At 73.0% G+C, this 9909-nt stretch carries 12 protein-coding genes; 4 read left to right on the forward strand and 8 right to left on the reverse strand.

Annotated features, from left to right (window positions below):
- Nucleotides 1-89 precede the first annotated feature (89 nt).
- From EDJALFJO_RS02935 to EDJALFJO_RS02960, 6 genes are all read right to left on the reverse strand, one after another.
- The gene (locus EDJALFJO_RS02935; RefSeq protein WP_198949950.1) at nt 90-935 is read right to left on the reverse strand and encodes an FAD-binding oxidoreductase; all 846 of its coding nucleotides are present in this window, start codon (nt 933-935) and stop codon (nt 90-92) included.
- Nucleotides 928-1524 (reverse strand): sulfite oxidase-like oxidoreductase, encoded by a 597-nt coding sequence (locus EDJALFJO_RS02940; protein WP_088282040.1) that lies wholly within the window; start codon nt 1522-1524, stop codon nt 928-930. The genes EDJALFJO_RS02935 and EDJALFJO_RS02940 overlap by 8 nt, the downstream gene beginning before the upstream one ends.
- A gap of 143 nt (nt 1525-1667) precedes the next feature.
- Nucleotides 1668-2240 (reverse strand): GNAT family N-acetyltransferase, encoded by a 573-nt coding sequence (locus EDJALFJO_RS02945; RefSeq protein ID WP_088282075.1) that lies wholly within the window; start codon nt 2238-2240, stop codon nt 1668-1670.
- Between the two features lie 10 nt (nt 2241-2250).
- Nucleotides 2251-3285: a hypothetical protein gene (locus EDJALFJO_RS02950; RefSeq protein WP_088282042.1), complete on the reverse strand. Its 1035-nt coding sequence runs from the start codon at nt 3283-3285 to the stop codon at nt 2251-2253.
- 57 nt (nt 3286-3342) lie between these two features.
- Nucleotides 3343-4035, reverse strand: coding sequence for a response regulator transcription factor (locus EDJALFJO_RS02955; RefSeq protein WP_088282044.1), 693 nt, complete (start codon nt 4033-4035; stop codon nt 3343-3345).
- Entirely contained in the window at nt 4035-5111 is a 1077-nt protein-coding gene (locus tag EDJALFJO_RS02960) for a sensor histidine kinase (protein WP_088282046.1), read from the reverse strand. The genes EDJALFJO_RS02955 and EDJALFJO_RS02960 overlap by 1 nt, the downstream gene beginning before the upstream one ends.
- Before the next feature lie 90 nt (nt 5112-5201).
- Between EDJALFJO_RS02960 and EDJALFJO_RS02965 the strand changes: the two genes are divergently transcribed.
- Nucleotides 5202-5891, forward strand: coding sequence for a DUF4240 domain-containing protein (locus tag EDJALFJO_RS02965; protein ID WP_088282048.1), 690 nt, complete (start codon nt 5202-5204; stop codon nt 5889-5891).
- A gap of 44 nt (nt 5892-5935) precedes the next feature.
- Complete coding sequence (locus EDJALFJO_RS02970) at nt 5936-6760, forward strand: hypothetical protein (RefSeq protein WP_143448256.1); 825 nt, start codon at nt 5936-5938, stop codon at nt 6758-6760.
- Nucleotides 6761-6877: 117 nt separating this feature from the next.
- Here EDJALFJO_RS02970 and EDJALFJO_RS02975 read toward each other — a convergent pair whose 3' ends face one another.
- Nucleotides 6878-7945 carry an NAD(P)-dependent alcohol dehydrogenase gene (locus EDJALFJO_RS02975; RefSeq protein WP_088282052.1) on the reverse strand — a complete coding sequence of 356 codons (1068 nt, stop codon included), beginning with the start codon at nt 7943-7945 and terminating at the stop codon, nt 6878-6880.
- A 207-nt stretch (nt 7946-8152) separates the two neighbouring features.
- Here EDJALFJO_RS02975 and EDJALFJO_RS02980 point away from each other — a divergent pair, with 207 nt between their 5' ends.
- Nucleotides 8153-8869 (forward strand): response regulator transcription factor, encoded by a 717-nt coding sequence (locus EDJALFJO_RS02980; RefSeq protein WP_088282054.1) that lies wholly within the window; start codon nt 8153-8155, stop codon nt 8867-8869.
- Nucleotides 8870-8951: 82 nt separating this feature from the next.
- Here the strand turns inward: EDJALFJO_RS02980 and EDJALFJO_RS02985 are convergent, their stop codons facing one another.
- Complete coding sequence (locus EDJALFJO_RS02985; protein ID WP_088282056.1) at nt 8952-9161, reverse strand: hypothetical protein; 210 nt, start codon at nt 9159-9161, stop codon at nt 8952-8954.
- 193 nt (nt 9162-9354) lie between these two features.
- Here EDJALFJO_RS02985 and EDJALFJO_RS02990 point away from each other — a divergent pair, with 193 nt between their 5' ends.
- Nucleotides 9355-9756, forward strand: coding sequence for a VOC family protein (locus EDJALFJO_RS02990; protein WP_088282058.1), 402 nt, complete (start codon nt 9355-9357; stop codon nt 9754-9756).
- Nucleotides 9757-9909 lie beyond the last annotated feature (153 nt).

Genomic DNA, 9909 nt, shown 5'->3' on the forward strand with positions numbered 1-9909 from the left:
CCGTCAGGCCCCGCCGACCGGCAGCCGGTGAGCGGCGCGGCGTCCCGTCGTCCGACCGGGTGAAACCGTGGCGACGGGGGTCAGGTTCGTCAGGACGGACCGAAGGCCTCCACCCGGACGGCGGACGCCGGGACACCCGCGCCGACGACGAGGCCGGTGGCCCCCTCGGCGAACGCGGCCGAGCCGCAGACGTAGACCGTGAGGGCGTCCGGCGCGGCCGGGACGTACGGGCGCAGGTCGTCGACGGTGAGCCGGCCGGGCGGCCGGGCGGCGCCGTCCGGTGCCGTCCGGGTGTGCACGACGGTGACGTCCGGGGAGCCGGTGAGCTCCGCGGCGTAGAACAGGTCCGCGGGGGAGCGGACCGACACGACGAGGTGCATCGCACCGTCGCCGCCCGGGCGGCCGCGCTGCTGCCAGGCCCGCAGCACCGACGCGAGCGGGACGACCCCGCTGCCGCCGCCGACGAGCAGCACGGGGCGCTCGCCGCGCCAGACGAACCAGCCGCCGAACGGTCCGCGGAGCTCGACCCGGTCGCCGACGTGCAGCGAGTGCAGGTAGGGCGACAGCTCGCCGTCGTCGAGCCGCTCGACCGTGAGGTCGACGGTCGGCGGGGCGGGCGGTAGCGCCGGGGCCGAGGCGACGCTGTACGAACGCTGGGCCCATGACCCGTCGTCGCGCCGGACCCGGACGACGTAGTGCTGCCCAGGGGTGTGCGCCGGGGTGCCGTCGGGCAGACGCAGCCGCAGCGTCCGGGCGTGCGCGGTCTCCTCGGTGCACGCCTCGACGGTCGCGGTGACCCACTCCCGGCGGGCCCCGCCGGGCGGCGGACGGCGCCCCACCGGGCCGAGCGTCGGCAGCGGCGGCAGCCCGCCGAGGGTCGGCAGCGGCGGGAGGTCGGCCTGCCCGGTCTGCCCGGTCGCCGTCGGCTCAGTCACCGTCGTACCGCTGCTCGGTCCACGGGTCGCCGAGCTCGTGGTAGCCGCGGGTCTCCCAGAACCCGGGCTCGTCGTGGTCGAGCAGCCGCAGCCCGCCGACCCACTTGACGCTCTTCCAGAAGTACAGGTGCGGTACGAGGAGGCGGACCGGACCGCCGTGCGGGGTCGTCAGCGGCTTGCCCTCGTGCTCCCAGACGACCCACGCCTTGCCGCCGGTGACGTGCTCGAGCGGCAGGTTCGTCGTGTAGCCGGTGGAGCTCCACGCGACGACGTGCGTGGCGGTCGGCAGCGGACCGGCCTCGGCGAGCAGGGTGTCGAGGCTGACCCCGCCGAACGACGTCCCGAGCTTGGACCACGTCGTCACGCAGTGGATGTCGCCCTCGTAGACCGAGGCGGGGAGCCGGTGGACGTCGTCCCAGGTCCAGGTCCGGGTCGTGGCGACGAGCCCGTCGATCCGGAACGACCACTGCGACGGGTCGATCCGCGGGACGACCTCGGCCGTGAGCACCGGGAAGGTGTCACCGGCGTCGTACTGGCCCGGGGGGAGGCGGGGGTCGCGCTCGCGGGCGGTGCGGGAGAACAGGGACATCGACGGCTCCGGCGGTCTGGTGGCGGACGGTCTCAGGCGTCGGTGCACAGAGGCGGGCCCAGCGTTACACGGGGCGGGGATCCGCGCGCGGTCGACGTGCGCCGTCGTGGCGGCATCGGCCGGGGCCGCCCGGGCCCGCGCGGTCAGCGCAGGTCGAGGCGCATGACGACGCGCGGGAAGCCGCCGGAGACGGCGCTGGTGTCGGCGGCCTTCGTGAACCCGGCGGCCTCGAAGAGCGACCGGGTGCCGACGTACGCCATCGTCAGGTCGACCTTCGCGCCGCGGTTGTCGACGGGGTAGCCCTCGACGGCCGGGGCGCCGTGGTGGCGGGCGAACCCGACCGCACCACGGAGCAGGTCGTGCGCGAGCCCCTGGCCGCGGTGCCCGGGGCGCACCCGGAAGCACCACACCGACCACACCGGCAGGTCGTCGACGTGCGGGATCTTCCTCGAGCGCGCGAAGGGCAGCCCGGCCCGCGGTGCCACCGCGGCCCAGCCGACGACCTCGCCGTCGGCGTACGCGAGGACGCCGGGGGCGACGTCCCGTTCGCACAGGTCCCGGACGTAGGCCGCGCGGGCCGGCCCGACGAGGGAGTTGTTGGTCTTCGCGTCGAGCCGGTGGCTCAGGCAGAAGCACACCGACGACGTCGGGTTCTTCGGTCCGAGGATCGTCGCGACGTCGTCGAACCTGTTGGCGGGGAGCACTTCCACGGGCATGGCCCCGAGCCTAGGGCGGGCGGCCGGCGACGCGGGGGAGCCAGACCAGGTGCGCGCCACCGAGGCGGTCGACGGGTACCGGGCGCAGCTGCCGGTGGGTGCGAGCGGCGATCCAGGCCAGCCCGGCGATGCTGATCGCGGCCGTGAGCAGCAGGTCGATGCGCCCGCCGAGGCCGAGCAGCACGTCGAGCAGCACGAGCGGTGCGAGCAGTCCGACGATGACGGCCAGGGCCCGGTGCTCGGGGGGCTGGAGGCGCAGACGACGGCAGTACAGCAGCGCCGCGGTCGGCGGGAGCACCGCGAGCGACAACCCGAGCGGCCAGGGCACGGCGGAGTGCGGCAGGCTCCAGATCAGGACGAAGTGGCCGGCCGTGGCCACGGCGACGGCGAGCACTGCGGCCGCTGTTCGGTACGACGTCCGGGCCGGCAGCGGCGCGGGCGTGGATGCTGCCGGCGTGGGGACCCGGCCCCGCCTGCGCAGGGCGAGCGCGACAAGGAGCCCCGTCAGCGCGCAGGCGGCGAGGAACTGCGGCAGCGGGACGGGGAAGAAGGCATCGGTCGCCAGCGACAGCGCGAGGACCGCGACGAGTCCCGCGGCGGCCGCGGCGAGACCACGACGGCGGGCCCACGGCGTCGTCCGCCGGTCGGGGAACAGCAGCTCGACGAGGGTGATCGACGCCCAGATGCTCACCACGGAGTGGAACAGGGTCAGGTGGACGGCGTTGTTGACGTTGGTCCCCCAGACCCGGCTGTAGGCGGCCTCCGCGGCCGTCCCGGAGAACTCCGGGGCGAACCAGCTGCGCACGACGAGGGCCTCCTCGAACACGCCGTAGGCGGCGCCGAGCAGCAGCAGACCGGTGACCCCCAGCCCCAGCCGGCGCACCACCTCCCGGACCAGCAGTGCGCCCCCGCCGTACAGCACCACGGCGAAGCCGCCGATCTGCGGCAGCGGGAGGGCGAACAGGGAGGTGGACGTCGAGATCACCTCGCCGACGAACGGTGCCAGCAGGAGCAGGGTCAGGGCGGGGGTGAGGCGCAGTCGCATGCCGTCGACGCTAGGGAGCCGGTGGCGTCCCGTCGTCGTCCCCGGGGATGGTCCGGCTCATCCTGCGGGGTGATCCGGTGCTCGATCCGGTGCCCGATCCGGTGCACGGACGACGCCGTGCTCGTAGGCCAGGACGACTGCCTGGGCGCGGTCGCGCAGGCCGAGCTTGGCGAAGATGTGGCCGACGTGCGTCTTCACCGTGGGCTCCGAGACCACCAGGGCGGCGGCGATCTCGGTGTTCGACAGCCCCCGGGCGACCAGGCGCAGCACCTCGGTCTCGCGCTCGGTGAGGCCGGCCAGGCCGGGCGGTCGTCGTACCGGGGCCAACCGGTCGGCGAACCGCTCCAGCAGGCGGCGGGTGACGGTCGGCGCGAGCAGGGCCTCGCCGGCCGCGACGACCCGGATCCCCTCGGCGATCTGGTGCCGGCCGGCGTCCTTGAGGAGGAACCCGCTCGCACCCGCGCCGAGCGCCGCAGCGACGTGCTCGTCCAGGTCGAACGTGGTGAGCACGAGCACCTTCGGCGGGTGCGGGAGCGCCTGCAGCCGGCGGGTCGCCTCGATCCCGTCGAGCACCGGCATCCGGACGTCCATGACGACGACGTCGGGGCGCAGCTCGCGGGCCTGCTCGACCGCCGCCGCACCGTCCGCGGCATCCCCGACGACGTCGATGCCGGGCTCCGGGTCCAGCATCGTGCGCAGCCCGGTGCGGATCAGCTCCTGGTCGTCGGCCAGCAGCACCCGGATCGTCATCACGGCCTCCCGACAGGCAGGCTCGCGACCACGTGCCAGCCGCCATCGGGGCGGTTCCCCGCGTGCAGCGTGCCGCCGCACAGCCCGGCGCGCTCCTGCATGCCGACGAGCCCCTGCCCGCGCGCGGCCGCCGCGGCGCCGCGGCCGTCGTCCGCGACCTCGACGTGCAGCCGGCCGTCGACCAAGCGCAGCTCGACGCGGGCGCGGGAGGCCCGCGCGTGCCGGCGGACGTTCGTCAGCGACTCCTGGACGATGCGGTAGACCGTGAGGTCCACGGACGGCGCGATCGTCGGCAGCGGGCCCGCGACGACCAGCTCGACGTCCAGGTCGCGTGCACGCTCGGCGGCCACGAGGGCCGGGAGGTCGGACAGGCCGGGCAGCGGGGCCAGGCCCTCCTCGGAGCGGATGTCCACGACGAGGCGGCGCATGTCGGCGAGCGAGGTGCGGCCGGTCTCCCGGATCGCCGCCAGTGCCGTCCGGGCCCGGTCGGGGTCGGTCGAGAGGATCGCGTCCGCGGCGTCGGCCTGGACCACGATGACGCTCAGCGCGTGGGCGACGGAGTCGTGCAGCTCGCGGGCGATCGTCTCCCGCTCGTCCCGTGCCGCGGCCTGCGCCGCGGCCCGGGCCGCGAACACCCTGTCACCGAGCAGGGTGGGCAGGGCGAGCAGCAGCGCCCCGCCGAGGAAGTCCTCGACACCGACCGTCTCACCGGCCACGGTCGGGGCCGCGAGGGCGGCCGTGACGCCGGTCGCGACAGCCGCCAGGGCGACCCGCGGCTCGTGCGAGGCGGTCACGGTGTAGGCGGCGAGGGCCAGCCCGAACCAGGCGGGCCCGCTGCCGAAGCCGAGCGCGCCGTTGGCGGTGATCGCGGTGGCGACGGTCGCCAGGACCGGGAGCGGGAAGCGGGCGCGCAGCGCCAGCGGCAGCGTCGCGAGGGCCAGCAGCAGGTAGCGCACCCCGCCCGGCGCCCGACCGGTGTCCGTCGTGTCGGGCGGGATCAGCGCGAGCAGCGCGAGGCCGACGGCCAGCGCAGGGTCACGGCTGCGCCGCAGCCGTTCGACCATGCGGGCGTCCACGGCGGTGACGGTACTGCGTCGTCGTGGCGACCGGGCGGCGTTCGCGGGCGCTAGCGTCCTGCACCGGTCGTCGTCCGGGCGGGAGGTCTCATGCGGGCCGTGGTGGTGTGCGTCGTCGTCGCGCTCGCGGGGCTGAGCGGCTGCGGCCGCCCGGGAGGTGGTCCGCCCGAGGGGGTGCGGCCGCCGGTCGTCAGCGTGCCCGCACCGGTACCGATCGAGGGTCAGATGGACGAGGACCGGTTCTGGTCGCTCGTCGAGGGGACGACCTGGGACGGGCCGGAGCAGCAGGCGGCCCTGGTGCGGCTGCGGTTGTCCGAGCTGCCGGCCGAGGACCTGCTCGCGTACGAGAAGCGCCGCGTCGACCTGAGCAACGGCATCCTCACGTGGCGCCACCTCGCGGCGGCCGAGGTCGTCATGGGGTTCACGAGCGAGGACGCCTTCACCGACCTCCGGACGTGGGTCATGTTCCAGGGACGCGACGTCTACACGGACTTCCGCTCCGACCCCGACTCGCTCGCGGGGCGCGGCCCGACGGACGACGAGCAGCTCGGGGCGGCCGAGGACCTGGAGTTCCTCGCGCTCGACGTGTACCGGGCCAGGACCGGGACCGACATGCTCGACCTGCCGGACTACCCGCTGTACCTGCACGTGCCGTCGGGGGAGCCGATCGACGAGTCGAACGCCGCCCTTGCCCGGCGCTACCCGAAGCTCGCCGCGCGGTACATGCGCGGCGTCGACCCGGACGGCTCGCCGGCGGACGGACCGCGCGCAGTCTCCTGAGCTGCCGTGGGTTGAGCGGCCCGTGCTCGCGGCGTCATCAACTGGTGCTGCATCGCTCGATGCAGCCGTCAGCACGCTGTGGCGTGCATGCCCCTGCAACCAGGGTTGCGGCGTCCGGCCGAGCTCGGGTCGCCGCCAGCCGTCGGCCGCGCGACGGCGTGCTGCACAATGCCGCAATGATCCACCGGACGGCGTCGGCCGCCGCAGCCTGCCTGCTCGTCGCGCTCAGCGCCTGCAGCGGTGGGGCGGCCCAGGGGCGCACGGGCTTCGACACGGACTTCACGCGGATCGCTCCGACGGGGTACGTCGACATGAGCCTTGACTTCTCGAACCCGACGAAGAGGCCGGTCACCCTCCAGGGACGGCTGGTCGCCCGTGACGCGAGCGACGTGGAGATGCCCGACGTGACCGTCACGACCGCGTTCGGGACCGAGGCCGGGCGGGCCATCGTCATGCCCGGCGGATCCGTCGACTTCGTCCAGCTCCAGGGGGCTCGCGCGGGTGAGGTCCGCGACGTCACGTTCGAGATCACGATGTCCGCGGCCATCGACGTGCCGGTCGCGACCGAACCGGTCGGCGTCACGTCGATCGACGCGCAGGGCCGGGAGCTGGACTACGACATGCTCGCCGAACAGGTCCGGCTGGAGAACCCCAACGTTGCCCCGGTTCACATCCGCGTCGTGCTCATGGTCCTGCGGGCGGCAGAGGCCGGTGTGCCCCAGCAGGCCACCCTGGTGAGGGACGTGACGGCGGTGGAGGTGCCCCCGAACGGTGAGACCACCATCGAACTCGACCCCACGACCAAGAGCGTGCTGCGGGAGCAGGGCGGTACAGGGTTCGTCACCCTGCGCGCGGTCCCTGCGCCCTAGCGGCGCCGTCCACGTGGTCGCCGATCGCGGCCCCTCGTCGGGCCACACGGTGGCAGGGCACCGCCGGCAACCACCGGCGGTGCCCCCACACACCCTTTGACAAGCCAGCCTTACAGATCAGCCGAAGGTGATCAGCGGCTTGATGATCCCGTCCTCCTTGGTCGTCATCATCTCGAACGCGCGGCCGATGTCGTCGAAGGCGAACGTGTGGGTGGTCATCGGCGTCGGGTCGATCCGGCCGCTCTCGAGGAGTCGCAGCAGCCGGGTCATCCGCTCGCTGCCGCCCGGGCACAAGCCGGTGTGGATCGCCTTGTCGTTCATCCCGAGCCCGAACGCGTCGAGGGGGAGCTGCAGCGGGTTCGGGTTCTCGCCGTGGTAGCCGATGTTCGAGACCCGCCCGCCCGCCTTGGTCACCCGCAGGCAGCCCTCGAAGGTGGCCGGGAAGCCGAACGCCTCGATCGCCGCGTCGACCCCCTGGCCGCCGGTCAGCTCCATGATCTGGTCGACCGGGTCGCCGTTGGTGAAGTCCACGATGTCGTCGGCGCCGAAGCGCTTGGCCATCTCCTGGCGCTCGGGCCGGGACTCGACGGCGATGATCCGGCCGGCGCCCATCAGGTTCGCGCCGATCGTCGCGCTCAGCCCCACCGGGCCCTGGGCGAAGATCGCGACCGTCTCGCCGAACTGGAGGTAGGCGTGCTCGACCCCCATGAAGCCGGTGGTCAGCATGTCGCAGCAGTAGGCGGCCTGCTCGTCCGTGATGCCGTCCGGGAGCGGGGTCAGGTTCGCCGCGGCCGCGGGCACGACGAAGTACTCCGCCATGTTGCCGTCCATCTGGGTCGTGTACTTGTACCCGCCGAGCGCCCCACCGCACTGGCTGGTGAAGCCGCGCTGGCAGTAGCTGCAGCGGTAGCACGGTGTGACCGCGCAGACCACGACACGCTGCCCCTCGGTGAAGCCGGTGACCGCCGAGCCGAGCTTGTGGATCACCCCGACCGACTCGTGCCCGAGGGTGCGACCGTCGGGCACCGGCAGGGCCCCCTTGACCGTGTGCACGTCCGAGGTGCAGATCAGTGCGGCGGTGGTGCGCACGATGGCCTCTTCGGGGCCGGGCTCAGGGATCGGCTTGTCGACAACACCGGTCTCGCCGACCTTCTTGATCACGAAAGCGCGCATCGTCTCGGTCATGAGGGTCCTCCCGGGTGCGGCTGTTGTCGGACCCAGCCTGCGCGGTGCCTGTCACAGAGCGGACAACACCTTCTCAACGGACGCTCAACGCGGTCATATCCCTCGCTGCTGCGCAAACCCCGTCGAGACGCCTCATCAGGTAGGTTTTGGCAGCACAGGTCACACCTCTGGCGACGACGCGGTCGCCCTTGGGTGAGGAGGCCGTCGATGGATGCAGTCGCGGGCCGTCGTGTGCTCGTGGTGGACGACGACCATCGGGTGCGGGCGGTGGTGACCTGGCAGCTCGAGGCGGACGGGTTCGTCGTGTTCGTGGCCGGTGACGGGATCACCGCTCTGTCCCGGATCGAGCACGACCGGCCGGACCTGGTCGTGCTGGACCTGTCCCTTCCGGGGATGAGCGGGCTCGACGTCCTGTGCCGGGTGCGCAGCGGGGACCGGACGTCGGCGGGGCTACCCATCATCGTGCTCTCGGGGCGCAGCGGAGAGACCGACCGGATCGTCGGGCTCGACCTGGGCGCCGACGACTACCTGGTGAAGCCGTTCTCGCCGGGGGAGCTCGCAGCGAGGGTCCGCTCCGTCCTGCGGCGCTCGGGCAACGGCGGCGCCCCGGTCAGCCCGACGGCCGGCCTCCGGATCGACGAGACCAGCCGCGAGGCCACGATCGACGGCCACGCGCTCGAGCTCACGGCCAAGGAGTTCGACCTGCTGGCCTTCCTCGCCCGGCACCCGCGGCAGGTCTTCACCCGCACCCAGCTGCTGCGACACGTCTGGGGCAGCAGCAAGGGCTGGCAGGGTGAGGCCACGGTGACCGAGCACGTGCACCGGCTGCGGCAGAAGCTCGGAACCTGCGGCGACGGGCGCTCGATCGTGCAGACGGTCCGCGGCGTCGGGTACCGGATCGGGCCGGCCGACGAACCCAGGTGAGGTCGCCGTCCAGTCAGCCCGGACGACGACATCGCAGCGCAGGCCCGTGCCACGACCCGGAGTCGAGTGGACTCGACGGACCTCAGGGCACCTGGCGAGGTGCCGCTTCGCCCGCCTGCTTCCGCCGGCGAAGAAGAAACATCTCCGACGCGATCGACAGCGCGATCAGCGCGACCGTCGGTCCGACGAACCTCGGTTCGTCGACCCCGTGGACCACCTGCCAACCGACGTACAGGACCGCCGCGATCGAGGCCGCGTCGATGGCCCTGTTGATCACGCGAAGCGCCGGCACCCACAACCTCCTCGACTCGGAACGGCCATCGCCATGTCCGTCCGGCTCGACCCGACGATGCTGGTCCTCGCCACACTCCCCGCCATCATCGCCCTCAGCCAGCAGGAGCCGGAAAGCGGCAGAGCACGGTCCAAGGTCGTGGAACTTCGATGGCTCCCCTTCGGCTCTCGCTCTGACCTGGGAGGGTCGTGCCGTGGCCGGACTCCATGATGTCGTCTTCGACAGTCGTCATCCTGCGTCGTTGGCGCGCTTCTGGGCTGCCGCGCTCGACGGCTTCGAGGTTGCTCCCTACGACGAGGCCGAACTGGCCCGTCTGCGTGCCAAGGGGATCTTCGACCCTGAGGACGATCCCACGGTGCTTGTCGAGGCGCCCTGCGTGAGACCCCGCTTCTTCTTTCAGCTCGTCGCGGCATCCAAGACGGTCAAGAACCGCGTTCACGTGGATCTGCGGTGCGAGTCCTTGAGTACGGAGGCCGACCGCTTGCAGACGCTGGGCGCCACGATCGCCGCTGAGTACGAGGGGCACATCGTTCTGCTCGACCCCGAGGGGAACGAGTTCTGCCTGACCGCCCGCACCGAGGGCATGACCTCGTAGCTGCCGTCGTCGGGACAGGTGGCGCCGGGTCGAAGGTGGAGCGTGCTTCATGGGGCAGCGACGCCGCAGGCGCTCGACGGCCACAGTGACTAGGGCGTGTCTTGTAGATCTTGGCGAGCGGGTCGGTCAGGGTGTTGGTCGTGAGCAATCGGG

Source organism: Kineosporia sp. A_224 (assembly GCF_002198655.1).
In the GTDB taxonomy this organism is placed as follows: domain Bacteria; phylum Actinomycetota; class Actinomycetes; order Actinomycetales; family Kineosporiaceae; genus R-H-3.